General features: G+C 50.3%; 27 protein-coding genes. 9 read left to right on the top strand and 18 right to left on the bottom strand.

Annotated features, from left to right (window positions below):
* Nucleotides 1-183 precede the first annotated feature (183 nt).
* Genes BMW65_RS07690 through BMW65_RS07680 form a run of 3 tightly spaced genes read left to right on the top strand, consistent with a single transcriptional unit; the run spans nt 184 to nt 6,319 of the window.
* Nucleotides 184-1,704, top strand: coding sequence for a carboxypeptidase-like regulatory domain-containing protein (locus BMW65_RS07690; protein ID WP_090604184.1), 1,521 nt, complete (start codon nt 184-186; stop codon nt 1,702-1,704).
* 13 nt (nt 1,705-1,717) lie between these two features.
* Complete coding sequence (locus BMW65_RS07685; protein ID WP_090604183.1) at nt 1,718-4,912, top strand: SusC/RagA family TonB-linked outer membrane protein; 3,195 nt, start codon at nt 1,718-1,720, stop codon at nt 4,910-4,912.
* A gap of 18 nt (nt 4,913-4,930) precedes the next feature.
* Nucleotides 4,931-6,319 carry a RagB/SusD family nutrient uptake outer membrane protein gene (locus BMW65_RS07680; RefSeq protein WP_090604181.1) on the top strand — a complete coding sequence of 463 codons (1,389 nt, stop codon included), beginning with the start codon at nt 4,931-4,933 and terminating at the stop codon, nt 6,317-6,319.
* A gap of 38 nt (nt 6,320-6,357) precedes the next feature.
* Here the strand turns inward: BMW65_RS07680 and BMW65_RS07675 are convergent, their stop codons facing one another.
* The 5 genes from BMW65_RS07675 to BMW65_RS07655 all read right to left on the bottom strand — a co-directional run bounded on the left by BMW65_RS07675 (nt 6,358) and on the right by BMW65_RS07655 (nt 9,625).
* Nucleotides 6,358-6,717 carry a hypothetical protein gene (locus tag BMW65_RS07675; protein ID WP_090604179.1) on the bottom strand — a complete coding sequence of 120 codons (360 nt, stop codon included), beginning with the start codon at nt 6,715-6,717 and terminating at the stop codon, nt 6,358-6,360.
* A 170-nt stretch (nt 6,718-6,887) separates the two neighbouring features.
* The gene (locus BMW65_RS07670) at nt 6,888-7,472 is read right to left on the bottom strand and encodes a MauE/DoxX family redox-associated membrane protein (RefSeq protein WP_090604177.1); all 585 of its coding nucleotides are present in this window, start codon (nt 7,470-7,472) and stop codon (nt 6,888-6,890) included.
* A gap of 52 nt (nt 7,473-7,524) precedes the next feature.
* Nucleotides 7,525-8,550 (bottom strand): helix-turn-helix transcriptional regulator, encoded by a 1,026-nt coding sequence (locus BMW65_RS07665; protein ID WP_090604175.1) that lies wholly within the window; start codon nt 8,548-8,550, stop codon nt 7,525-7,527.
* A gap of 98 nt (nt 8,551-8,648) precedes the next feature.
* Nucleotides 8,649-9,299: a cyclic nucleotide-binding domain-containing protein gene (locus BMW65_RS07660; protein WP_090604173.1), complete on the bottom strand. Its 651-nt coding sequence runs from the start codon at nt 9,297-9,299 to the stop codon at nt 8,649-8,651.
* The gene (locus tag BMW65_RS07655; protein WP_090604171.1) at nt 9,296-9,625 is read right to left on the bottom strand and encodes a hypothetical protein; all 330 of its coding nucleotides are present in this window, start codon (nt 9,623-9,625) and stop codon (nt 9,296-9,298) included. The genes BMW65_RS07660 and BMW65_RS07655 overlap by 4 nt, the downstream gene beginning before the upstream one ends.
* Before the next feature lie 36 nt (nt 9,626-9,661).
* Between BMW65_RS07655 and BMW65_RS23865 the strand changes: the two genes are divergently transcribed.
* Nucleotides 9,662-9,871 carry a hypothetical protein gene (locus BMW65_RS23865; protein ID WP_143053837.1) on the top strand — a complete coding sequence of 70 codons (210 nt, stop codon included), beginning with the start codon at nt 9,662-9,664 and terminating at the stop codon, nt 9,869-9,871.
* A 51-nt stretch (nt 9,872-9,922) separates the two neighbouring features.
* Nucleotides 9,923-10,792 (top strand): LytTR family DNA-binding domain-containing protein, encoded by an 870-nt coding sequence (locus BMW65_RS07645; RefSeq protein ID WP_090604166.1) that lies wholly within the window; start codon nt 9,923-9,925, stop codon nt 10,790-10,792.
* An 18-nt stretch (nt 10,793-10,810) separates the two neighbouring features.
* Here the strand turns inward: BMW65_RS07645 and BMW65_RS07640 are convergent, their stop codons facing one another.
* The 13 genes from BMW65_RS07640 to BMW65_RS07585 form a co-directional block, all read right to left on the bottom strand.
* The gene (locus BMW65_RS07640) at nt 10,811-11,038 is read right to left on the bottom strand and encodes a fructosamine kinase family protein (RefSeq protein WP_262497314.1); all 228 of its coding nucleotides are present in this window, start codon (nt 11,036-11,038) and stop codon (nt 10,811-10,813) included.
* A gap of 198 nt (nt 11,039-11,236) precedes the next feature.
* Entirely contained in the window at nt 11,237-11,617 is a 381-nt protein-coding gene (locus BMW65_RS07635; protein WP_090604164.1) for a TolB-like translocation protein, read from the bottom strand.
* 2 nt (nt 11,618-11,619) lie between these two features.
* Nucleotides 11,620-12,639, bottom strand: a complete 1,020-nt coding sequence (locus tag BMW65_RS07630; RefSeq protein WP_090604327.1) for an Atu2307/SP_0267 family LLM class monooxygenase — start codon at nt 12,637-12,639, stop codon at nt 11,620-11,622.
* Nucleotides 12,640-12,686: 47 nt separating this feature from the next.
* Entirely contained in the window at nt 12,687-14,990 is a 2,304-nt protein-coding gene (locus tag BMW65_RS07625) for a cation:proton antiporter domain-containing protein (protein WP_090604163.1), read from the bottom strand.
* 10 nt (nt 14,991-15,000) lie between these two features.
* Nucleotides 15,001-15,321 carry a MoaF-related domain-containing protein gene (locus BMW65_RS07620; RefSeq protein WP_090604161.1) on the bottom strand — a complete coding sequence of 107 codons (321 nt, stop codon included), beginning with the start codon at nt 15,319-15,321 and terminating at the stop codon, nt 15,001-15,003.
* Between the two features lie 37 nt (nt 15,322-15,358).
* Nucleotides 15,359-16,849, bottom strand: coding sequence for a hypothetical protein (locus BMW65_RS07615; RefSeq protein WP_143053836.1), 1,491 nt, complete (start codon nt 16,847-16,849; stop codon nt 15,359-15,361).
* An 87-nt stretch (nt 16,850-16,936) separates the two neighbouring features.
* A complete protein-coding gene (locus tag BMW65_RS07610; RefSeq protein ID WP_090604157.1) occupies nt 16,937-17,308 on the bottom strand; it encodes a nuclear transport factor 2 family protein in 372 nt (123 codons plus the stop codon).
* A gap of 67 nt (nt 17,309-17,375) precedes the next feature.
* Complete coding sequence (locus tag BMW65_RS24120) at nt 17,376-17,540, bottom strand: hypothetical protein (protein WP_177180991.1); 165 nt, start codon at nt 17,538-17,540, stop codon at nt 17,376-17,378.
* Nucleotides 17,541-17,584: 44 nt separating this feature from the next.
* On the bottom strand, nt 17,585-18,460 hold the full coding sequence (locus BMW65_RS07605; protein ID WP_090604155.1) for a pirin family protein: 876 nt from the start codon (nt 18,458-18,460) through the stop codon (nt 17,585-17,587).
* 7 nt (nt 18,461-18,467) lie between these two features.
* Nucleotides 18,468-18,824: a nuclear transport factor 2 family protein gene (locus BMW65_RS07600; protein WP_143053835.1), complete on the bottom strand. Its 357-nt coding sequence runs from the start codon at nt 18,822-18,824 to the stop codon at nt 18,468-18,470.
* A 26-nt stretch (nt 18,825-18,850) separates the two neighbouring features.
* Complete coding sequence (locus BMW65_RS07595) at nt 18,851-19,504, bottom strand: hydrolase (protein ID WP_090604151.1); 654 nt, start codon at nt 19,502-19,504, stop codon at nt 18,851-18,853.
* Nucleotides 19,505-19,628: 124 nt separating this feature from the next.
* Complete coding sequence (locus BMW65_RS07590; RefSeq protein WP_090604150.1) at nt 19,629-20,210, bottom strand: Crp/Fnr family transcriptional regulator; 582 nt, start codon at nt 20,208-20,210, stop codon at nt 19,629-19,631.
* Nucleotides 20,211-20,413: 203 nt separating this feature from the next.
* The gene (locus BMW65_RS07585; RefSeq protein ID WP_090604148.1) at nt 20,414-21,298 is read right to left on the bottom strand and encodes a fructosamine kinase family protein; all 885 of its coding nucleotides are present in this window, start codon (nt 21,296-21,298) and stop codon (nt 20,414-20,416) included.
* Nucleotides 21,299-21,326: 28 nt separating this feature from the next.
* On the opposite strand from BMW65_RS07585, the gene BMW65_RS07580 reads away from it, so the two are divergent.
* From BMW65_RS07580 to BMW65_RS07565, 4 genes are all read left to right on the top strand, one after another.
* The gene (locus BMW65_RS07580; RefSeq protein ID WP_245747537.1) at nt 21,327-21,836 is read left to right on the top strand and encodes a response regulator transcription factor; all 510 of its coding nucleotides are present in this window, start codon (nt 21,327-21,329) and stop codon (nt 21,834-21,836) included.
* 87 nt (nt 21,837-21,923) lie between these two features.
* A complete protein-coding gene (locus BMW65_RS07575) occupies nt 21,924-22,442 on the top strand; it encodes a DUF4199 domain-containing protein (RefSeq protein WP_090604144.1) in 519 nt (172 codons plus the stop codon).
* A 44-nt stretch (nt 22,443-22,486) separates the two neighbouring features.
* Nucleotides 22,487-23,056: a CDP-alcohol phosphatidyltransferase family protein gene (locus BMW65_RS07570; RefSeq protein ID WP_177181041.1), complete on the top strand. Its 570-nt coding sequence runs from the start codon at nt 22,487-22,489 to the stop codon at nt 23,054-23,056.
* A 160-nt stretch (nt 23,057-23,216) separates the two neighbouring features.
* Nucleotides 23,217-23,435 (top strand): hypothetical protein, encoded by a 219-nt coding sequence (locus BMW65_RS07565; RefSeq protein WP_143053834.1) that lies wholly within the window; start codon nt 23,217-23,219, stop codon nt 23,433-23,435.
* Nucleotides 23,436-23,441: the final 6 nt, after the last annotated feature.

Below are 23,441 nucleotides of genomic sequence, written 5' to 3'. Positions count from 1 at the left end.
AAGACCAATCGGAATTAAATCCGTTTCTACTATCCAAATTAGGAGGGGAGATGATGGTTTTGTGGTATCCAAACCGTGGATGCTCTCGACGTCCAATCTCCAGAAGAACATAATCAAAAACCCTGTTTGATAGCGTGTAAAGCCTAAGTCAACCACCAATTTTTACACCAAAATCAAACATAAATGAAGCAAAATTTACGCTTAGGGGATAGCTATGCCCTTTCAGCAACCAACCATACAAAACATAAACGAAAGCAATCCGACCATCGGCCACCTCATATTTACATAAACGAGCAGTCTCCGCTACGTCTTCGCTCATCCTCCGCCGTTTCTCCGCTGCGGCTGGATACCCGCTCCGTACCTGAGCCGTGCCTGACGCGCACCTGCTCCGCTATTTCTTCGGTGCTCCTCCGCTCGTTCTCCGCTTGTTCTCCGCTGCTCCTTCGGTGCTTCTCCGCTGCTCCTCCGCTTAAGAAGCGGAGAAGGAACGGAAAACAGGTGGACAATAAGGGAAAAACCAGCAGTGTGGACACCCATCAGGTGCGCAGCAGGTATGACGAGGATAATGACCTCCAGCGGAATATAAACAGAGCAGAAGCGGACAATCCCAACGGCCAATCCCCACGGGATGAACCTCGGCTTGCCTTACCCCAAATCCCACCTTCCCTTACCCTTCCTTCGGGTCCTATCCGCGTATCCCCCGCATATACCTCGGTAAAAGTACCCGCCAATGGCATTTTAGCGAAGGTATGGCGGCTATGTAGCGGGATAAAGGCGTATAAGGAAGGGCATGGAACATGGTGGGGCCGTCTCCGGAAAAGCTTACTATGTGTGCAGACCCATGCGCAGGCCCTCGCCCTCCCCGGGCGGGGCCGCGCAATTGGGGTATTGCTGCTCGTTTTTTTTCTGTCCGTGGCAACTATTAATGCGCAAGCGCGATACAGCCGGGCGTCCGACGCCATTATTGAAGGCACGGTGATGACATCCGTCTCCAATTTGCCGCTGGAAGGGGCAAAGGTCTGTATCATGGAGACGGGGCAATGTGCGACCGCAAACCGGCATGGGTATTTCGCCCTGCCCGCAAGCCAGGCTGACGGCACACTCACCGTAAGTTTCAATGGGTACGAGACTGTGGAAATACCGTATGAAGGGGGAGCGCTAAAAAGGGGCCGTACAACCATACGGCTAAAGAAGGACAACGCATCCATCCCCCCATTGGCCGTCGGGGACACGATTCCCGGCCAGCTCTGGGACATGGCCCTGTCAGTGATCAACGAGCCCACAGGACGTACCGAAGTTACCCTTGGGGAATACCGGGATAGCAGCCTGATTGTGCTGGACTTTTGGGCCACATGGTGCGCGCCGTGCGTCAAGTCGGTGCAGAAATGGCAGGAGGCTACGGAGAAATATGCGCATAACGGATTAAAGGTGCTTACCGTCAATGTGGGTTTCTTCGATAGAACACTATCGTTCATGGACGAGCGTAGCTGGACATTGCCCGCCGTTGTGGGGGAAAACACCCATTTGCTCAACAGCTATTTTTTCGACCGCTACCAAGTGGGCGGCGTGGTATGGATAAAAGACGGCTGCATTGCCGCGATTTCCTATGAAAACGGGGAGAATATGGAAAAGCTGCCGCTGCTGCTGGAGGGCAGGCCCGTGGTGCTCCATTCCACTTCAATGAATACACATCAGAAACCATAAAAGACCGGAACCGATGAGATATATATTAATTGCCAGCAGCATCGCGATGCTGCTGGTGCACCAATTGTGCGCACAAATGGCCGTGACCGGAAAGGTCGTACGTGCCGAAGATAACGAACCGTTGCCTGAAGCAACCCTGCTGTTGCTAAACAAAAGGCAAACCGTACTGTCCGGGCACGACGGTACGTTCAGCCTGCAGGTGGACGGGGCAGATACGTTGCTGGTGAGCCACGTGGGCTATTTGGCCAGACGTATGGCCGTAGCAGCGGGCACACCATCGTTGATAATACAGATGGAGCGTGTGCCCAACGAATTGGAGGAAGTGCAAATCAGCACGGGATACTATCAGGTGCCCATAGAACGGGCCACGGGCAGCTTTGTGCACATAGGCAACAGGCTGCTTAACCGAGCAATAGGTGCCAATGTACTGCAACGCCTGGAGGGAATTGCGCCCGGGGTACAATTTGTAAACCCCGGAGGAACCGCCGCGGCCGATATCCGCGTACGCGGGCTGAGCACCATCGAGTCCGACGAGACACCGCTAATCGTGCTGGATAATTTCCCGTATGAAGGCAGCCTGGACAACATCGACCCGAACAGCATCGAGAGCATCACCGTGCTAAGGGACGGTGCCGCGGCGAGCATATGGGGCGCACGGGCAGGCAACGGCGTAATCGTGATCACCACTAAAAAGGGCGGAACGGATGGCAGGGTACATATATCGCTGAATGCGAACACCAACATCACGGACAAGCCCGATCTGCTCTACTCACGCGCGTGGCTGCCGAGCGCCACAGTAATGGAAATCGAAAAGGAACGCTATGGCCTTGGGCATTACGCCACTGACAACCGCACGCCAATACCCTTATACGTGGAATGGCTAAGGGACTATGACGAGGGGCGAATAAGTGCCGGAGAGCTGGCAGCGCAGGAGGCCGTACTGCGCCAGACCGACACGCGGCAACAGGCGATGGATTACCTGTACCGGCGCAGTGGCTTCCAACAATACGCACTGAATGTATCGGGTGGGGCCGAGCGCTACGGCTACGATGTGTCGGCCGGTTACCACGGCGCGTCAGGTGAGCTGTCCGGCGACGACAGCAAGCGGGTAAACCTGAGCATGCGCAATCGGTTTTCGCTGTTTTCCGGTACAGAGTTGGTCACCACCCTGGCTTACGTAGGGCAGCGCAGCGGCAACAACGGGATCGGCTTCGGAAGCCTGAGCCCTTCCAGTATCGGCCCGTCTCCGTACCTGCGGTTGGCAGACGGGCAGGGCAATGCGCTTGCCGTTCCGCGGGATCTGCGCTACCGCTACGCCGAGTCTGCGGCGTCCAACGGACTGTTGGACTGGTTGTACAGGCCGCTGGATGAACAGCGGAGAAACGCCAATACGACGTTCAGCAACGAATTGCGTATCAACGGCGATTTGAATACCCGGATATGGCGGGGGTTGTCGGCGAAGGTAAGCTATCAGTACGTGCGTGCCAACGCGGGTTCTCAAAGCCATCACCGGAAAGACAGCTACTACGTCAGGAATCTGGTCAACCAGTTTACCCAGCCGGATGGCACGCTGGTTATTCCGCATGGGGGCATATTGCAGGTGGGTAACCCCGCCGGACGGTTTTCCCATTTTGGCCGCGCCCTGTTGAACTTCGAGCGGGGCTTCGGGGATAGCCACCGCATGGCGGCGTTGGGCGGCATTGAGATACGCCACAGCCAGTCGGAGACCTTCCCTGCATCCGTACTGTATAATTATAACGACGAATACCTTACGGGAAGCAGCCAGCTCAACTTCAACCAGCGATATCCCACACTTCCCGAAGGCTCACCCACGCGCCTTATCCCGGGTGGATCAGACATCCACCGCCTGTTCACCAACCGGGATCTGTCATATTTCGGGAACGCCAGCTATACCTACCGCCAGCGGTACACGGTGAGCGGCAGCATACGCTGGGATGGCTCCAATCTCTTCGGCGTTAAGACCAACCAGAAAGGCGTGCCGCTATGGTCCCTGGGTGGCAGTTGGGAGGCAAGCCGGGAAAACTTTTATCCCTTGGCCGGGTGGTTGCCCTATGCACGGCTGCGTGCGACCTACGGTGTCGCGGGCAATGTGAACAAGACGGTTACGCATTATCCAACGGTAAACTTCGGCCGCTCCTTTATCAATTTGCCCTCAGCTACCATCCTCAGCGTGGGCAACCCGTCGCTTCGTTGGGAACGGGTCTCCACGGTAAATGCCGCATTTGACTGGCGTCTGAAGCGCGACAGGGTGTCCGGTTCCATCGAATATTATACGAAAAGGGGCAATGACCTTATCGGGGACGACTACATGGATCCGACCACCGGTATCACCGGCAATTACAAAATAAATTATGCGGATACAAAAACCCATGGTTGGGATATACAAATCAGCAGCCGTAACCTCGAAGGCCAATTAAGGTGGAACTCTTCTGTGCTGGCCAGCTGGGTTTTTAATGAAATAACGGGCTACCGGACGAACGAAGCGGTACGGGTGACCAATTATTTCAGTTCTGTCGCTCCTCCAGCGATTGGCAAGCCACGGGATGTGGTGTATGCCCTCCCTTGGTCGGGGCTGTCCGCAGACGGATTGCCGTTGGTTTTTATCGACGGCCGGGAGACCCAGGATTACCTTAGCTATTTTAATCAGTACCTCACGCCGGATATGTTAGCGGAAGCGGGTGTTTCAGTGCCTTCATTCTATGGTTCACTGCGAAATACATTGATGTGGAAGGGGCTGGAAGTGGAGGCGTTGATTACATGGAGGTCCGGATATGTTTTCCGGCGCCCTTCTATGGAGCCTGACGGGGACTATTACATGCGGTACCATGTGGATTATTTTAACAGATGGCAGCGCCCGGGGGATGAGAATGCCACCAATGTGCCAAGAAAGATTAGCTATGGCGAAATGACGGCTGGAAACAGTTCGGGTGCCAGCAATGCTTACAGGAATTCGGAAGCGTTGATAACGAGGGGCGACCACATTCGGCTGCAGGATGCGCGGATTAGTTACCTATTGCCGGCGGCATTGATAACGGACTGGCCGATTAGGGCCGTCAGGGTATCAGCATATGCCCGCAACCTGGGAATCCTGTGGAGGGCCAATAAACAGGATATCGACCCGGATTACGCAAATTCGCTTTACAGGGCACCCCGGCAATTTGCCTTTGGGGTTCAGGTTGATTTTTAAATCTTAATATAGACGAAAATGAAATTAAGCAACGCAGCGTCACTGGTTTTTATCGTGTTGTCCGCTTCATGCGGCAGGGAATTTTTGGAGGTCAAATCGGACGTGAGCATTGGCACGCCGTCAAGCATATCGGACTATCAGGCACTTCTGGATAATTCGACAGCCAAAATGAATATAGAATCGGCATCGTCGCTGAACATTATCGGTGCCGATGAGTATTTTCTGGAATCGGACGCATGGCACAGTTTGCCGACTACCAACAATAGCCTGCAATATAAGAATGCGTATACCTGGATGGATGATTTTTACAGCGGAGAGTCCGGGAATGATTGGAATAAAGCGTACTCCCGTATTTTGTACGCCAATCTGGTGCTGGAGGGGATAGCGCGAGTGGTGCCCGCAGCGAATGAGCGCGGCGCATGGAACAACGTAAAGGGTTCGGCACTGTTTTTCCGCGCACTCAACTTTTATCAATTGGCGCAGCTCTTTTGCCAACCCTATGAAGCCGCTACCGCAGACCTGGCGCTTGGCATACCGCTGCGATTGGAGCCGGATGTAAACTTGAAGTCCACGCGGGCGACCGTGCAACAGACTTATGGACAGATACTTTCCGACCTTAACGAGTCGGCCGGCTTGCTGCCGGACTATCCGCAAGTAAAAATGAGGCCCTCAAAGGCGGCAGCATATGGCCTGATGGCACGCGTCTGCCTGTCCATGCAGGATTATCAACAGGCTGGCTTGTTTGCAAGGGAGGCATTAGACCTCCATGGCGACCTGATGGACTATAACGAATTGGACCCGGCCTTGCCGTATCCATTCCCAGCGGATTATGGAGAAACCAATGTGGAGGTCGTTTTTATGAATATGACACTGAATTATCCGATGTTCGGCGATGCACGGATGCATGTTGCCGATGATTTGCTTGCCCTTTACGAGCCTTCAGATCTGCGGCGAAGTTTATTTTATGCCACGGGTACGGTAGATAACATCTTTTTCAGGGGATCTTTCATAGGGGCCGGGGCTTTCTTCGCAGGCATTGCTACCCCCGAATTGTTTTTGATCTCCGCCGAGGCCCATGCAAGGGAGGGAAGCGACGAGGAGGCGTTGGCCGACTTGAACCGGTTACGTGAACACCGGTTCGCGCAAGGCCGGTTCAATCCGTACCGGACGGCGGATGCTGAAACAGCCTTGGACCTTGTATTGGAAGAGCGCAGGCGGGAACTGGCATTCAGGGGGCTTAGGTGGGAGGATTTGCGGAGGCTGAACCAAACGCCTTCACATGCGAAAACCATCGAACGATGGATCGATGGCCAGCGTTACACGCTGGAGCCCAACAGCGTGAAATACGTGTGGCCAATACCGGATGATGTCATCGCGCTATCGGGTATGGAACAGAACCCGAGATAGCAAATCCGGAGCGCCTCGGCGCTCCGGATTCTGGAAACCTACTGATTCCTTCTCGCGTATTGTACGGAAGAAGATGCACCGGCCGCGATGGCTTCCGCGACCGTTAATTCATCAATAGGTGTCGAAGAGTTGAAATTAGTCAAATCCAGTTCCGCTTGACAGGGATCCTGGTTATTCAATGTACTGCAATTACCGGTAGGCGGCGCAGTCCCTTCAAACGCTTCGATCTGTTGATGCTCCTGGTTATCCGGATCCAGGGGATCGACGGTTATCGTGTACCAACCCGATTCCGCTTGATGGCGACTGGCAGCCTTAAACGCCGAAAACCCTACAAACGTGGCCGCTAAGGCCAGCATGAAAAAATACTGTTTAAAGTATGTGATGGTTTTATTTACCATGTTATGGACTTTTCTTTCGCAGTTGGAAAAAAAGCACCCCAAAAAAAGGTTTGATTTAACTTAATGGCTTTAAAAGCCGTTACACTCGCCCGGCCGCTGACGTGGAGATTCCGGCCACGTGCCCTGTCCGTTCGCCTTGGAACGGACGCAGGCAGGGTAGGGGTTTGTCATCAGGCCCTACGCCGGAATACGGCCATCTTCCTTGGGAAACGCAGCCGGATGGCAACGGCACGGCAACGGTATAATTGGCGGGCAATGTGCCTGCGGCGGAAAAGCCGGAGCGCTTTGCGGTATCTACGGTGTGGATGGCCTGCCAGGTGCTTCGGCCGCGTGAGCAGGGCGCCAAAGACGGAAAGCAGCAGGAATGCCGCATTGAACCACAGATGCCCCTCCCACGACAATCCGCTGATGACCGAACCGCAGCCGCACGGGCGCTTTTCATACCAGCCCAGTACACCGAAGAGAATGAAAAGCGTAAAGCCAAGCATGAGCAATGCCGAAAGCCACATACCGTGATGCACGCGCCTGCGACTATCCGGCCAGGCAATGAGCACGGCCGAGGCCAGCTCCAGCAAGGGCAGCGGCCAATACAGGGTATCGGCCCACCAGGCGGGGAAGGGCTGCCGCAGCAGGGTGCCGTGGAATTTTTGCAAATCCCACAGCTTTTCCGCTGCGACGGGCAGCCACAACACCACAAGCGAAAGCCGGATTACGGATATGGGGAGCAATGCGATATGTTTTCTAATAGTGATCATGACCCAAAGGTAGGGCGGGCCCGGCCCTCCTTAGTTGTTAGAATACCGATAGTTATTTTGGGTTTTGATCGGGAAATGGACAAGTACCGCGCTGCTGCCTCAGCTGTTGCGGGCTGAGGCCAAATCGCCTTTTGAAGGGTTTATTGAGTGCGGCCGCATCGCTGTAGCCGAAGGTTGCGGCCAGGGCATATACGGGCTCGTCCGTGCATAGAAGGGCCTGTTTGATGGCATCCATCTTCAAGGCTTGGAGATAATCCTGTGGAGCGGTGCCCAGCCCGGCCTTAAATAGTTGCTGCAGTTTTTCGGGAGATACGCAGGCAAAATCAATGACGGATGCCAGCGACGGCGGCTGGCCGTGCCGGGAGGTTTCTTGCCTGATATGGGCCACAATCGTATCGAGCTTTTGGCGATTATAATGCGTTTGCCCTTTGCCGTTCAGCAGCCCTTTGAAAGCGGAGAATACACCTTGGAGGTGGGCCTGGATGTGCAGGTTGAACGCTTTGCGCCGTTGCATGCTTGGCGGGCTGATAAGCTTGATGAGACGACGCATAAATAGGCGGTCGGACTGGATGGACGGGCTATAATAATCATCCATCAGGGGATTGCCTGCCAGGAGTGCGGCGAGCTCGGCAAAATCTTCGCCGATGACGGCCAACTGCGCGGTATGGATGGCAATGCTGATTAGTCTTCCGGTGCCGCTGGGTAGTTGGATGGGATAGGCATGCCCACTTATACGGGCCAGATAGGCCGCGCCGGGAGCCGAGGCTTCCCAATGGCGGGTAGGGGATCCAAAATGGAAGTGCCCATCCAGTACAACGGATAGCACATATACGGGCTTTTTCTTCGGGCTGATGGACAAGGTGATGGTGTCGGTACTGGTGGTTTCCATCAAATCGATGGTAAGCAGGCTGTTGATATAGTATTGCCGGGTGGCGGTGAATGCGGATCCCGATAGGCGACGGTAAATGATGGTACAGGCCAGTGGGATGGCGTGCTGGCATAGCGCGGGGTGTTCGCCGGCCCGAAAACAGGTTTCAGCGACTTCAAAGGGAAAGTCGATATGGAATGCAGTGGCCACGCCTATTTTGCTTACCCTGCAAAATTAACCACATTGGGAAGCGGCTGTATTGACCACGGTTAGGTGAAAGGGTTAACCGGGGTTAATCCAAAAACATGCTACAATGCCAAGAGCATGCCCAGCCGGTGACGCAGGGATGACTGCCCGCCCCGCCCCAAATTGCGGAGGATGCGGCTGAGCGACTCGGGTGCAATACCCACATGTGCTGCTTGGTATTTCTTGGCAATACTGTCCAACCGGTCGCCGAAATCTTCGGCCATATGGAGGTACCTTTCCGTGGCGTCGTACTGGTAGAGGTTGCGGTCGTAACTGTTCAGGTAGATATTTTGGTTTCTCACCAAATTTCGTATCGCTCCCTTCACCGGCCGGAAGCGATCGATGATAAACTTCACGTCGGCCAATCGCAATGAATAGACATCGGTATGCTGCTCTACGGAGATATCAAACCGGGCGGGCTTTTTTAAGAGCAATGCCCGCCAATCGGCCATCACCGCAGGGCCAAGCCAAAGGTAGGGAGCCACCGGAAACATATTGCGCAGGCTCTCCCGTGAACCCATGGCAAAGCCTGCATATTTGATGTACAGCTTGCGTGGAATATCATCCTTGATCATGAGCTGCCTGGCGGCTTGGCTGTGTTCCTTGTGGAGCAGGGGCATAAGCAGGGTCAGTAGGTCGGGCTTGAACGATTCAAGGCCGTCTCCAGCGGCGATTAGCTGATCAATGAAATAATGGAGTACGTGTGTTGTCATTGCATAGGATTTGCGTGTGTTTGTATCAGGGGTTGTCTTTTTTCTAACTTATCTTTCAATTGCAGCCACTGGACTGCACAAAGTGCAGTGGTGCCACGCGATTTAAGGAACGCTTCGTAGTCTTCTTCCCGCTGTTGCTGCAGGGCTTCTACAAATTCGGGGTCAAGCTGCTCTTCACAGGTACAGGGTTCGCCCTTGGGGAGGAAAATGGCCATTGCTGCGCCAGTAAGCAGTGCAAAAGGGGCCGCCGGATTGATGCCGTGCTCCTTTAGCCAGCAGGCTGCCCAGACGACGATATCTTTCAAACAGGTTGCGATTCGCTTCATGACAATCGTGTTTAATGTAAAATTAAAAACGGGGCTATGAAAGTCAAAGCGATTTTTGCGCGGATTTCCGCGAGTGGTACATTTGCGGTAGTGAATGGTGCACAACGGTATCGGATGGTACCGGTAGTGCATAAAAAAGTTACGGTTTTCGTGGCTGCATGCGCCCTTTTACTTCGTAACTTAGCAAGTAGAAACATACTGATCATGAAACGAATGATTGCCCCCTGCCCGGCGACGGGTGCCTGAGCCATTGATTGGATTGCACACGTATCCGGGATTTGTAAAAAATGAACGGATATGCATAAATACGTTACCACTTCTTTTTTTCGCTCACTGAAACACATCTTGGTAATGACGGGCCTTGCATTGGTAGGTGCTGTATTGCTATATGCAAATGGAATGGGGCCGCAGTGGCCATTGCTCTTTTCAAACCGGCATTATTTCAGCTTATTTATTTTAATAGTTGGGATTTCGCTGGCAGCTGTTTCACTGGTAGACTACATCACCGGTAAGCTGAATGGCTATGCGTGGGCCAATACGAGCACTTCGCGTCGGTTTTGGATACAGGTGGCACTGGGGATAGCAGGGGTGGGTACCCTGACTTACCTGTTTGAAGGGATGGTATTCGAATGGTTGCTAAATGGGATGTTCAGGTTTTCCCTGGACGTGATGTTTGCCCTCGTGTTTTTGCTCTATATGCTCCTGGTAAACATGGCCGTGCTCTTTATCCATGGGGTGCTGCGGCTTACGCCCACGGGTGCTACACCAAAAAATGTGTACTTGGAATACTTGCTTACGCTCGACGGGAAAGTAGCGGCGACCAACATCCGTTATTGCTATCACCATAAGCATAAGATGAATCGTGTCCGCTTACGGGATACGGTAAAACATGCTGATCCGGTGATGGAAGAAAGTCTTGACGATGCGGAAAGGCAGTTGGACGCCACGGAATTTATGCGCATAGCCCCCGATGTCATCATTCACCAGTCGGCTATCGTAGATGGGGGAAGAAGGCTCCCCAACCGCAATAGGTTGGTGAGGCTGGTGGAACCTTTTGACAAGATAGATATGCAGGGGCGGGTGAGGAAAATTGGAGAAATCGCTATCAGTAGGCGTAAGGTGAAGCAGTTTGATAGCTGGCGTGAGGAATACCGCAACCGAAAATAGGCGCGACGACCAGCCGCCTCAAATATACTGCTTCAAACTGCGCTGTATAGCGCCAAGATAAGACTCGCCAAACAGGTTGAGGTGTACCAATAGCGGATAGAGGTTCCATAGATCCATACGCTGCTCCCAGCCTGCCTGCAAGGGATAAGTTTCGTTGTATGCTGCATAAAAATGGGTGGAGAACCCGCCGAACAGCTTGGTCATCGCGATATCGACCTCCCGGTGCCCGTAGTAAACATGCCACAAGGTACGAAAATCGCCGGCCCATGCACCAAAGATTGTTTTAATCCCGTTGGTTTTATAGCTTTTTCAGCAATATTTTTGCAGTCGGATTATCTTTTAGTGTGGTTGATAGAGGGATGAGTAAAAAAATTATGCCCACCAAACGTGAGTTGTTTCTTTGCCAGCGTTACCATGTCAATCTTGAATAAATTCATATTCGGTTTATTGCCGGATAAGAAGTCGGTTTAATGAAAAGGAGGGTGTCAACTCTGTCAGGTTGGGGCGGTTACTGCCATCTGCATCGGCGATATAGGTACCTCTTACACCATCTACTGTTCCGGTGAAAGCAAATTGGCTGCCATCGGGGCTCCATACCGTTCTTCGGTACATGCCACTTGTCGACTCCTCAATATGTGCCAACGCGTCAATACTGCCGTCGAGTTCGTTGAAGGTGCAGAGGTTCATGTTGTTTTCGTCGAAAAAGCCGATACGGTTGCCCCGGGGTTTTTCTTCACTTGTCCTACTGCTGATTGTGCAGCTGCCGGCCAGTAAAAGTGCTGATAGCACAAAAATATAAGCCGATGATAAATTTGCGTTAATCATAATTATCCCTTTTTAACCCGCGGGATGACCTCCGCACCGATGAGTTCGATGGAGCGCAACAGCTGCTCATGGCTCAGCCCTGCATTATCCATTTGAAAGGTAAAGCGGTCTATACCACCCAGTGCTTCGCTATGCCGCAATAATTTTGCGGCCACCTGTTCCGGTCCACCCACCACTAGCACACCTTTGGGAGCCACCGCGGCATCGAATTGCGCCCGTGTTACCGGTGGCCACCCGCGTTCCCTGCCCGCCTTGGTCCAGAGTTCGGCATACCCCGGATAATAATCTGCAATCGCTTTCTCATTGCTATCGGCTACGTAGCCCGGCGAATGCAAGCCCACTGTTAATTGCTCCGGTGCGAAGCCGGCCCGGTGCCCTGCTTCACGGTATAGATCCACCAATGGGCGAAAGCGCGCCGTATCCCCGCCGATAATTGCAACCATGAGTGGCAGCCCCAGGGTCCCGGCCCGTACAAATGAAGCAGGCGTACCGCCAACACCAAGCCAAATCGGGAGCTTCGCCTGTGCTGACCGGGGATAGACCGGCTGGTTTACCAACGCCGGCCGGAATTTTCCGGACCAAGTGACGAATTCCTGTTCACGGATTTTCAACAGGAGCTCCAATTTCTCTTCAAACAGCGCATCGTAATCATTCAGGTCAAACCCAAACAACGGATAGGCTTCTATTGCCGAACCTCTGCCCACGACGAGCTCTGCCCGCCCCTTGGCTATCAGGTCTACCGTGGCAAATTGCTGGTAAACCCGTACCGGATCGGAGGTGCTCAGCACAGTGACGGCACTGGTGAGGCGTATGTTTTTCGTTTTGGCTGCGGCTGCGGCAAGGATGACAGCGGGTGCGGAATCCAAAAACTCCTTCTTGTGGTGCTCGCCGATACCGTAAACGGCCAGCCCCGCTGCGTCGGCCCGGACAATCCGTTCCAATAATTGTTCCATGGCATCGACACTGCTAAGTGTATGGCTGCCATACATCGCCGATGCAAAACTGTCAATTCCTATTTCCATTTTTTTATTTGCTAAGACGCCACTCCATTTTAACGCTTGAATAGCCATTATATGTTAAGGAAATCTCCTTCATGGGTTTTCAAACACGCATTTATTTTGCGTGTATCGCCCACGAGCCATATGATATCATTGGCAACGATCGCCTCAGATGAACTGGGATTGAGAATCCGGTTTCCGTTCCGCTCGATGCCGGCCACGTAGCTACCCAGATCTTTCCGGATGCCAGAGGCCTTTATCGTTTTGCCTGAATAGGGGTTGGCTGCTGTAACCTGTATTTTCGTAAGCTGGATATCGTGCACGTCAATATCTTCTCCGCCGTCTTCTTGCAGATCTGTTTGGTCAAAGAGCAATTTTAATTGGGAAATCTGCTCTTCCGTTCCCAATATGCCTACTTTGTCGTACGGCAATATCCGTTGTTTTCCGTTGGGCAGGTGTATAGTTCTGTCATTTCTGCGGATGTACACGACAGCTATCCCATATCGCTGTTTCCAGTCGAGCTCATACAACGTCATACCGGCAAAGCTAAAGGCATCGCCGACTTCAAGTTCCGTCACATAGGCATTCCATTCCTGAAAATGCTTCCTTGCTTCTTCGTTTTTTTGCTGCAATTCAATGGTTCCCTTATGTTGGAGATATTCCAGCCGTTCCCGTTCGTTGAGGTTCGCTACGAACTGTCCCGTTATCCGCTGATGGATTTTCTGAACCTTGTCAGAGAAAAGCCATAGCAATGCCACGATAATCGGCACAGCGACGATCAACGCATACCGGGTCGATGCGATCTGGTCAATGAAAAAGCCAATCAGGAATATCCCAACGAGGAACCGGATGGCATGGAGTGCAATACCTACCACCGAATAATTCAGGTAATACGAGTGAAAGGCTCCGCCGCCTTCTTTTACCGTGATTTTTTTGATCAGGATAGCCCAGAGGAAAGGCGATGCCAGCAAGGTAGCCGCACTGATCAACAGTATATTCCGCCAGAGCACACTTGTGATTTGCGCATCTAAAAACGGAATGAATGTGTATTTGAACAGCAGGGCGACGGCAACGAGCATAATGCTGTTGATGACCAGTATGCTGTTGTATTCGCGCAGCATTTTCTTCCAAAGCGGATTGTCTTTGTTTTGCTGCGCCTCTGACGTGTAGGCGTCCAGGCGTGCCACCCATTTTGGAGGAAGTAGTTTTACGATGGTATTGTACAGCGGTTCTGAAAATTTAATCAGATACGGTGTGGTAAACGTGGTGATTGCCGAAACGCCTACCGCAATCGGGAACAGGAATTCGGAGATTACGCCGAGCGACAACCCCAAAGCGGCCACGATAAAGGCAAATTCGCCGATCTGGGCCATGCTGGAACCTATTTGCACAGCTTGTTTCAACGGTTGCCCGGAAATCAATGCACCCAATGCGCTGAACAAAAACTTTCCGGTTAGCGTCAGCAGGGTAACGGCAATTATCGGAACAGCATAGGTGTACATCGCCTGCGGATCGATCATCATGCCCACCGAGACAAAGAATATGGTACCGAAAAGCTGTTTGATCGGTAAGGTAAGGTATTCGATTTTTTCTGCCAATACGGTTTCTGCAATCAGGGAGCCCATGACGAACGCACCCAATTCAGCTGAAAACCCGACCTGCGTAGCCAAAAGGACCATGCCAAAACAAAGGCCTATCGAAAGGATGAGCACCGTTTCTTCGTCCATCCATTTTTTTGTCCTTTTGATGAATGCGGGCAGCAGGTAAATCCCCACCAAAAACCACAGTACCAAAAAGAAGCCGAGTTTGAGTATGGTAAAAAGGATTTCCGACCCCTCGAATTGTTGCGTTACGGCAACCGTAGAGAGCAACACCATCAGTAGGATGACGATGATGTCTTCGACGACCAACACCCCGAAAACCACTTTGGCGAATTGTTTGGATTTTAATCCCAGTTCATCAAACGCCTTGAGGATGATGGTGGTCGACGAACTGGCCAACATACCGGCAAGAAATAGGCTATCCATTTTGTTCCAACCCAGCAGATACCCTGTTAGGTAGCCGCCCAAGCCTACAAACACGATTTCTACCACCGCCGTGATGGATGCCGCGCCCCCCACTTTGACCAGTTTTTTGAAACTGAATTCCAACCCCAGGCTAAACAGCAGCATGATGACGCCAATCTCGGCAAACGTATCAATGTTTTCGTGGTCCATAATGGTGGGCAGGTAGCTGAAATGTGGGCCGACCAAAAATCCCGCAATGATATAGCCCAAAACCAGGGGCTGCTTGATTCGCTTAAAAATAATGGTCACCAAAGCACCTACCAGTAGGATCAGTGCCATGTCTTGTATCAGTTCGGGTAAATGTGCCATCGATGGTGTCTTAGGGTGAAAGGGGTTTTATGGTGCCCTTCATAGTATAAAAGCTCCCATCGGGCAAGGTTGCATTGCTGTAAATAATGCCATTCTCATGGTCTTCAACATGCGTTACCGTAGCGCCCGAAAGTTCTTTCCATGCGATCATATACACCTGTGGACGAATCTCAGCCACAGTGGTTTCCACGTGTTCGGAATAGCCGTTTTCAGTTAAGGAGCCGCCGTCTATAATGGTAAACACCATGGATTCATCGGTTTCGAAGTAGAGTTCGGTTTTCAAAACGCCTACATCCATGATATATCGGTTGCCTGTTAAGTTGCTTTTCATTTTTAAACCTATTTAAACATCATTTAGTTAATTTTTATTACCACTGATATATGTTCGACAAATCAGCACCTTCTGTTAAGCTTACCTTCGGAATATTGTTGGTGATTTCGATTTGAAATTCGTCACTAAGTTTTACCGTGTTAAAATCAATGGGTTGTCCTGCTATCATATAACGTTCTATCTGCCCTGCAAGCTCTTTTTTGTCCAAATAAGTAGCACCAACGTTAATGAAGTCATCAACCGTTAAAATCTCATCTTTCGTTTTTGTCTTTCTAACCTCGAACAGGTCGAGCAGCATATTCCGGAGGGTAAATTTTCCGTTCGACGCTAACCGGATATGGTTATCGAGGCAGAAAGCATAGATTAGGCCCCGCCGGTACGGAAGAACGCCGTAATTGGCATAATCCGTCCAGTAATTTGCGGCAATGGAATCGTTGTGTACACCTTTAATCGCACTCTCGTAATGTTCTTTCAAATTCTCTTCATTGAGGTAATGCATAAACGCTTCCTCCGAGAAAATTTTGCTGTGGGCCAAATTAATGATGGTGGTATAATCGTTAAACCCCTCGCCGAACCATTGATGGTCAAAACTACCCTCACCTAACATGATCTTGATTCCTATCCACGAGTGGGCGGTTTCGTGGGCCGTAACGTACTTCTCCCGTATGCCGAATGCTCTACCCAACTTCATGACAAAGCCATTCTTTATCCCAAAACCACCTCCCCCTATTTCTTTTTGGTTGTTTTGCAGTGCCGTGACGGATAAAAAATAGAACGGAAAATCGGTATCGTTCCAAAACCTGTGGATGCTCTGGAAATAGCTTTCAAAAAAAGGGCTGAGACTCCCTTGCAGGTCATTGCTATACCGGTCTTCTTTGGTGGTCACGCAATAGTAAGGGATGCCCATAACGTTGTATTCCTCCACGCTAATGTTATCGCCCATAACGAATAGGCTAATTTTTGCGTCGTCGTAGTGGTCGGAAAGTTTTTCCGATGGATCTGTCTGGGATGGATTTACGGAATTGAAATAGCTGACATCTTCGGGATAGCTACGCCAAACGTAAGATACCAAAGGATTACGTTCATCGGTTATGTTCAAGGCAAACTGCTTAGTAACCAACGTCATTACGCCTTTGGTGATAACAGGCCTGAACAGTTCCATCTGGGAACTTATCGTGGGTTTATCAGCGGGAAGCGATCCGTCTATTTCATAAGTGAGCCTGTGTTCTTTTGCCCCGTTATGGTATACTGTGATCCGCCTGGCCACTTCGTCTACATTGAGGACTTCAGGCTCGACACAGCCGATATTTTTGATCACCGTAAATATATCGTTCTGCCCGCCAAAACTCGGATCTCCGAATATAAAGACGGTACTGTCTTTTTGTGCAGCCGAATAAGTGAGTTCAACACCTAATATATCGGAATGTCCGTCCCAGCTCAGCACATAGTCCATGAAGGGCTCTTGTTTAGTACAGGAACAAATGCTAAAAATTAAGGGAAGGAGGATAAAGATTTTGCTTTTTTTCATTTTTCCTGATCTTTTTAATACATATTTAACGGTTCGCCTAACTTATTTAAGAGCAAGTCATAAGTTTGCCTCATTTCTCAAAGGGTATTACAGAAAAGAAGTCATGGCATTTCCGTTTGCTGATTTGTCTGCCGGAACCTCTTCCTGCACGACATCCCAATGTTCGGCTATTTTTCCATCCTCCAGCCGGAAAATATCCACTACCACCACCGGCACCGGCCCCCATCCATGTACCAGGCTATGCGTGATCACGATGTTATTTTCCTCCACGATGACGCCGGGCTGCCACTTAAAATCTGCATCCAGAAACGGCAATAGGTTTCTCAGCCCTTCGTGACCGTTGATCATAGATGGGTTGTGTTGTTGGTAGTTTTCATGCCAGTAACGTTCGACCGCTTCGCTATCTTTTTCATGAAATAATTCATTCATGGCCCTCAATACGATTTCTTTATTTCCCATTTCGTCTTTATGCTAACGATATAACCTTGCTTTTTCGGATCCCTACTTTCGCAGAAAGGCCAATAATTCAGCATTGAATTTCTCCAGCTCTTCGTAAAACAGGCCATGGCCGCTCAGGTTTTCCTTCGCCTAAATCTGTCACGTGTAGCCTGACATTTTTTTCCACCGTAATGTACTCTTCTCTTCCGTAAGCGGCAGCACTAGCTTGCGCGCCATTTTTTTTCGTTTTCATCCCGTTGTTAATTTAAATTAAAGGTGTTTTGATGCTATTTGAACTTATACTTTTCCTTTTTGATCATCGATTTTGCCGTATTTCCCAGCATAAAAGTCGCGGTAAGCATCTGCTATCTCAGATCGGCTGTTCATCACGAACGGACCTTCGGCCACAATCGGTTCGGTATAGGGTTCCCCGCCGAACAACAGGATGTCCGTGGCTTCCTGCAATTTATTTTCAATTGTTATCTCACCAGCCGCCCGGTCAAATTCTATAAACTCTCCTGCCTGAAATTCAGCATCATTGATTATTGCGGCCTGCGTAGGCAAGAATGCAGCAATTTCGACTTTCTCGCCAGCGGCAAGGGTGAAATTTTTACCTGCTTCGACTTGAATATGATATAAAAACTGCTCCGAATAATTGGGTATTTGGGAGCTCAGTTCTTCATAGTTTCCTACGATTACTTTTATCCAGCCACTGTCATTTAGTAATGATTTTTGTGGGACTTCATTGCTCTGGATGGCAAGGTATGCTGGTTTTTCAACTTTGTTCTTTGCCGGCAGGTTAATCCAGAATTGAAAGGCATGCGTCTGACTACTGTCTGTTTGCGAATCGGCATTTAGCGTTTCGTCGTGGAGGATACCATTTCCGGCTTTCATCCATTGGATGCCGCCGGAGTGAACCGTCGCGTGGTTCCCGGCACTGTCGAAGTGGGTGGCCTCTCCTGCAATGAGGTACGTGAGTGTCGCAATGCCGCGATGGGGGTGCACCCCGGTTCCTCCATTCTTATGGGCAGCGTGCATTTTTGGGGCGATATGGTCCAGAAATACGAACGGACCAACCGCATCAGTATATCTATTCGCCAATATCCGGTAGATGGTCAGATCGCCTATATCGGCCCGTTGTCCTTTTGTAGAAAAGCTGGTTTTCTTCTTCATCCTTTAGCTAATCAAGAAATACATACAATGATTTTATTTTTCCGTCTTCAAAGAATGCGATATCCATCCCCGTTGCGACAATCGATTCTATATTTGGCCCCATGCCCCATATCAGTCGTCCGATATCGTTGTTGATGACGATTGGTTGCAGTTTGAAAAAGGAAAACGTGGCAGGGACATTTGCCAGCACCTTACTTACGCTGTCATTGATAGCCTCATACCCGGTCGTTTGATGCCCTACATGGTATAGGCCACTATTAATCGCGTAGATGGTTCGTATCGATTCTATTCTGTGGGAAGCATCTCTTTCGCTCCATACTTGAGCCAAATTTTTTTCGAGTAGAAGGGCTAAATCATTATTCATATATGCCATTTTATGGTCAGTTTCAGTTAGTGTTTTTCAGCATGGGTTGCCAGCAGCTGCAGCTCCCAAGCTAGAGCAACGCCGCTTGCTCCGCCGTGCTCAAATAAAAGAGGCCCCAATTGAGCGGCTGTTTCGGTACGGGCCCAGTCGCGTTGCCATTCTGAAACCGCGGCTATCCAAGTGATTGGTACGATGCCTACCTGCACCATTCTGCGGACAGCCATATCATGGGCCTCCGCGCTAACTGCACCACAGGCATCTGTAACAACGAACACCTCATATCCTTCGCCCAAAGCCTGGATTGCGGGCATAGCAACACAGATTTCTGTCCATAGACCCGCCAAAATCAACTGCTTGCGACCGCTTTCTTTTACAATATCAGTAACCTTAGGGTCTTCCCATGTATTGATGAACGTCCTGTTGATTGGTTTTTGTTCAGGGAATACGTCTTGTAGTCCTTTAAGGATGTATCCGCCACGCTCTTCTGTAACCGTTGTCAGAATGGTCGGCACATGAAAGATTTTTGTGGCTTTGGCAAGCCCCACAGTGTTGTTGATAATCGTTGTGGGCTCGTGGCTGTTCAGGTTTGCGAACTGAAAGGGTTGATGATCAATTAACACGACGAAGCTGTCTTCCGGGCGGAGTAGACCATCAAGACCGATTTTGGGAGATTTTTCCATTGCTTTGTTTGATTTAACTTTGTGTAACAAAATTGCATTAAACCCAAAGGAAAAAACGTAGACAAATGGCGAAAAAAAACATCGACAAATGTCTATGAAATATAAAACAAGATGGAATAATCGCTTACTTCTGGCGTGTTTTTTTGCGAACTCGACTGAGTGTGTCTTTTGTAATGCCAAGATATGAGGCGATGATGTGTTGAGGAAAACGCTGGACAAAATAAGGATGGGAGCCAACGAAATCTTCATAGCGTTTCTCTGCGGTAAAGCTAATCGAAGAGGTTATTCTTTTTTGTGCGGCAATGTTATTTCGTTCATCAAGTTTTAACAACAATTCATTAAAAGCACGGCATTGACTACACAATTTTAAGGTGTCTTCTCTCGAAATGAGCAGTAATTCACAATCTTCCCATGCATCTATATGATAGATACTGGGCGTAAACATGACAAAACTTTCACGGTCACCTGCCCACCAATTTTCAATATAAAGGTCTACAATATTTTCCGTCCCCTTCTCATCTATATAGTATTTTCGCATAGCTCCTTTCACTACAAAAGCCATATGTTTACCTATTTCCCCCTCTTGTAGTAAGTATTGCTTTTTCCTTATTTTTTTTGGGGTAAAGTGGCGCCTGATAACCTCAAACTCTTCATCCGAAATTAACGTAGAAGCATATTGATTGAGATAATCGCGTAGTTCTTGCATGCGTACGGAGTCTTTTATGTAAAATTAGTCATTTTTTTGTTTTCTATCCCATTATTGACTTCTTTCCACACATTCGTAACAGCCTTGATGACGGTTGCATTTGGGTTTTCATGTCTGCATCCTGGAAGTCCCGTCGGGGAGCACGGCTGCCTGGCCTGCGCAATACAGGGTGCTTTTCACTTGTTTTACTTCTACTGCTGGGCTCAAGCATACTGCTTCAAACTGCGCTGTATAGCACCAAGATAAGACTCGCCAAACAGGTTGAGATGCACCAATAGCGGATAGAGGTTCCATAGATCCATACGCTGCTCCCAGCCTGCCTGCAAGGGATAAGCTTCGTTGTATGCTGCATAAAAATGGGTGGAGAACCCGCCGAACAGTTTGGTCATCGCGATATCGACCTCGCGGTGTCCGTAGTAAATGGCGGGGTCAATCAATGCCGGACGATCTGCCGTATCCACAAGGTAGTTGCCGCTCCAAAGGTCGCCATGCAGTAAAGCAGGAGGCTCTTGTGGGTACAGCTCGCCCAGGCGGGAAAACAGCCGGTCGAATGGCGCTTGCAAGCCGGCTTCGCCGAAGTGTTGCCGGGCGATATCCAGCTGCTTTTGCAGGCGCTGGCCGATGAAAAATTCCGTCCAGTCTGTCGAAGGCGTATTGGACTGGGGCAGCCGGCCGATAAAATTATCATGGTCGAGCCCGAAGGTATCGTGATGCTGGCGATGCAGCGTGGCCAGCATATGGCCCAATGCCTCCTGCCCGGCTTCGCTATGTTTGCTGGCTGCGTGTATCCATTCCATCAGGATGAACGCTTCACCGTGTGCCTGGCCCACCATGAGCGGCTGCGGGGCATGGATGCCGACTGTCTTTCGTAGCAGCGTTAGTCCTGCCGATTCGGCCAAGAATAGCTGGGTGGCGTGGGCGGTATCATTTACTTTGGCAAAGTAGTGGCCAAATTCGGTCTTCAGGTGGTAGGCACGGCTGATGTCTCCGCCGGACACCGGCATCACCCCCTGGATGTGGAAATCATTGGGCGCTGCTGCGTTGAGCGCCGTCTCAAAGGCTTGAAAGAGTGACTGGGACAGAAACATGGGCTAAGATACAAAACACTTGCCTTTTATGGGCAAGTTGGCTAAGTTTGTTCCGGTAATTTCAGGAAGCATGCCCGTAAGACGCCCCACCAGATATCGGATTCCATTGCTGTATGGCATTGCCTTGGCGGTGCTGCTGTTCCTGCTGCAATGGTTTAAGCTGCGTTTTATCATCATTGACCACTACTTCGAAATTTATGTGGGCGCTATCGCAATCACGTTTACCACACTGGGGATTTGGCTGGCATTGAAACTGGCTAAACCTAAGGTGCAGACGGTAATCGTAGAAAAAGAAATCACCCGTAATGGCGCGTTCGTATTCAATGAAACGGCGGCGGCGCACCTGGGGCTGAGCGGCCGCGAAGTGGAAGTGCTGGGGCTGATGGCCGAGGGGCTGAGCAACCAGGAAATCGCTTCGCGCCTGTTTGTTTCGCTAAACACGATCAAAACGCATTCTTCACGGCTGTTCGACAAAATGGAGGTCAAACGCCGCACACAGGCCGTGGACAAGGCCAAGAAACTGGGAATCATCCCGTGATGCTTGCAAAATCACCCGAAAGTATGACCCGAAAGTGAGGTTTACCTGCCATCTTTGTACCCGAAACAAACAATTAATCCTTCAACAATGAAAAGAACAGCAATTGTATTCGGACTGATATCGGGGGTGATCATCACCGCCATGATGGTGTACGGCGTTTATTTATGCTACCACAAGGAAGATTTCAAGGGCAACACCACCATGGGCTATACGGCCATGGTCGTTGCTTTTTCGTTTATCTTCGTGGGGATAAGAAACTACCGCAATAAGTACCTCGGTGGGTTCATTTCGTTTGGCAAGGCTTTCAAGACGGGGCTTTTCATCGCCTTGGTTGCATCCACCATCTACGTCTTGGTGTGGCTGGTCTATTATTACGGGTTTATCCCTGATTTTATGGACAAATACGCGGGTTATGTCTTGCGTACGGCCGAAGCGGAAGGGGCTACGCCGGCTGAGCTGGCCGCGAAAACCGAAGAAATGGCTACCTTCAAAGAGCTGTATAAGAGCCCGGTGATGGTGGTGCTGATTACCTATGCGGAGGTACTTCCCCTGGGGCTGATCATCGCATTATTCAGCGCGCTCGTATTGAAGCGCAAACAGGACTAAACGAAGTTGCCTCGTCAACTAATTTTCGCGACCTTTGGTGTGACATGCGCAAAGCCTATCACATCGTCAATGGCATCACGTACTATCGCCTGGTAGCTGCTCCGGTGTTGCTGCTATTCATCCTCACGGACCAGCAGGATGTGTTCAAATGGCTACTGCCATTGAGCTTCTTTACCGATGCGATAGATGGCTACCTTGCCCGTCGCTACAGGGTGGTGAGCGTGATGGGGGCAAAGCTGGATTCCATCGCCGATGACCTGACGGTCTTGATGGCCATCGTGGGGCTTTTGGTGTGGCATTGGTCATTCATTGTACAGGAGTATATGGGAGTGCTGCTCCTATTGTTGCTTTTTCTGGTACAGCTGTCGCTTGCGTTTTTCAAGTATGGAAAGGCGACCAGCTTTCACACCTACCTGGCCAAGGTCGCGGCCGTCTTTCAGGGGATATTCTTGGTGCTTGCATTCTTCCAGCCCTCACCTTCATTAGGGCTGTTCTATATCGCGCTATCCGTTACCGCCTTGGACATCATTGAAGAAACGATTATGGTCTTGCTGCTGCCCACATGGGAGGCCGACGTCAAAGGGCTTCATGAAGCATTGAAGCGGAGACGCTGATGTGTAAGCACGGGCCGTAATATTTTTTGCATAATCTTCTTTGACTAATTGGAAATTTTTTATATATTTGATACCCCCGGTAGGATGAGCGGGTACTGAACCGAGGCCGGGAATCTCATTAAGGAGTTATAAACCACAGGGTAAACTTAAATTTTAAGCCATGGAGACTTTAAAATTTATGACAAACATCGATTCTCCTAAGGAGTTTGGCCGTATCAAATCAATCCTTGATCGATTTTCGGAAATCAAGGAATGGGATCTTGACTTCGATTCCATTTACAATTTATTGGTTGTAAAAGCAATCAACCTGAAGGGCTCAGTAATTGCAGATGCATTGAGTGGCTTGGGCTATCATGCGACGCTCTTGTACGAAGAGTAATAGCCG

It is taken from the genome of Parapedobacter koreensis, from assembly GCF_900109365.1.
Taxonomy (GTDB): domain Bacteria; phylum Bacteroidota; class Bacteroidia; order Sphingobacteriales; family Sphingobacteriaceae; genus Parapedobacter; species Parapedobacter koreensis.
This window is presented reverse-complemented; position numbering and strand designations above follow the sequence as displayed.

Coding starts and splice junctions, on each gene's coding strand:
- BMW65_RS07690 (WP_090604184.1), top strand. CDS start 184: ATGAAGCAAAATTTACGCTTAGGGGATAGCTATGCCCTTTCAGCAACC.
- BMW65_RS07685 (WP_090604183.1), top strand. CDS start 1,718: ATGAGATATATATTAATTGCCAGCAGCATCGCGATGCTGCTGGTGCAC.
- BMW65_RS07680 (WP_090604181.1), top strand. CDS start 4,931: ATGAAATTAAGCAACGCAGCGTCACTGGTTTTTATCGTGTTGTCCGCT.
- BMW65_RS07675 (WP_090604179.1), bottom strand. CDS start 6,717: ATGGTAAATAAAACCATCACATACTTTAAACAGTATTTTTTCATGCTG.
- BMW65_RS07670 (WP_090604177.1), bottom strand. CDS start 7,472: ATGATCACTATTAGAAAACATATCGCATTGCTCCCCATATCCGTAATC.
- BMW65_RS07660 (WP_090604173.1), bottom strand. CDS start 9,299: ATGACAACACACGTACTCCATTATTTCATTGATCAGCTAATCGCCGCT.
- BMW65_RS07655 (WP_090604171.1), bottom strand. CDS start 9,625: ATGAAGCGAATCGCAACCTGTTTGAAAGATATCGTCGTCTGGGCAGCC.
- BMW65_RS23865 (WP_143053837.1), top strand. CDS start 9,662: ATGAAAGTCAAAGCGATTTTTGCGCGGATTTCCGCGAGTGGTACATTT.
- BMW65_RS07645 (WP_090604166.1), top strand. CDS start 9,923: ATGCATAAATACGTTACCACTTCTTTTTTTCGCTCACTGAAACACATC.
- BMW65_RS07635 (WP_090604164.1), bottom strand. CDS start 11,617: ATGATTAACGCAAATTTATCATCGGCTTATATTTTTGTGCTATCAGCA.
- BMW65_RS07630 (WP_090604327.1), bottom strand. CDS start 12,639: ATGGAAATAGGAATTGACAGTTTTGCATCGGCGATGTATGGCAGCCAT.
- BMW65_RS07625 (WP_090604163.1), bottom strand. CDS start 14,990: ATGGCACATTTACCCGAACTGATACAAGACATGGCACTGATCCTACTG.
- BMW65_RS07620 (WP_090604161.1), bottom strand. CDS start 15,321: ATGAAAAGCAACTTAACAGGCAACCGATATATCATGGATGTAGGCGTT.
- BMW65_RS07615 (WP_143053836.1), bottom strand. CDS start 16,849: ATGAAAAAAAGCAAAATCTTTATCCTCCTTCCCTTAATTTTTAGCATT.
- BMW65_RS07610 (WP_090604157.1), bottom strand. CDS start 17,308: ATGGGAAATAAAGAAATCGTATTGAGGGCCATGAATGAATTATTTCAT.
- BMW65_RS24120 (WP_177180991.1), bottom strand. CDS start 17,540: ATGAAAACGAAAAAAAATGGCGCGCAAGCTAGTGCTGCCGCTTACGGA.
- BMW65_RS07605 (WP_090604155.1), bottom strand. CDS start 18,460: ATGAAGAAGAAAACCAGCTTTTCTACAAAAGGACAACGGGCCGATATA.
- BMW65_RS07600 (WP_143053835.1), bottom strand. CDS start 18,824: ATGAATAATGATTTAGCCCTTCTACTCGAAAAAAATTTGGCTCAAGTA.
- BMW65_RS07595 (WP_090604151.1), bottom strand. CDS start 19,504: ATGGAAAAATCTCCCAAAATCGGTCTTGATGGTCTACTCCGCCCGGAA.
- BMW65_RS07590 (WP_090604150.1), bottom strand. CDS start 20,210: ATGCAAGAACTACGCGATTATCTCAATCAATATGCTTCTACGTTAATT.
- BMW65_RS07585 (WP_090604148.1), bottom strand. CDS start 21,298: ATGTTTCTGTCCCAGTCACTCTTTCAAGCCTTTGAGACGGCGCTCAAC.
- BMW65_RS07580 (WP_245747537.1), top strand. CDS start 21,327: ATGGGCAAGTTGGCTAAGTTTGTTCCGGTAATTTCAGGAAGCATGCCC.
- BMW65_RS07575 (WP_090604144.1), top strand. CDS start 21,924: ATGAAAAGAACAGCAATTGTATTCGGACTGATATCGGGGGTGATCATC.
- BMW65_RS07570 (WP_177181041.1), top strand. CDS start 22,487: ATGCGCAAAGCCTATCACATCGTCAATGGCATCACGTACTATCGCCTG.
- BMW65_RS07565 (WP_143053834.1), top strand. CDS start 23,217: ATGGAGACTTTAAAATTTATGACAAACATCGATTCTCCTAAGGAGTTT.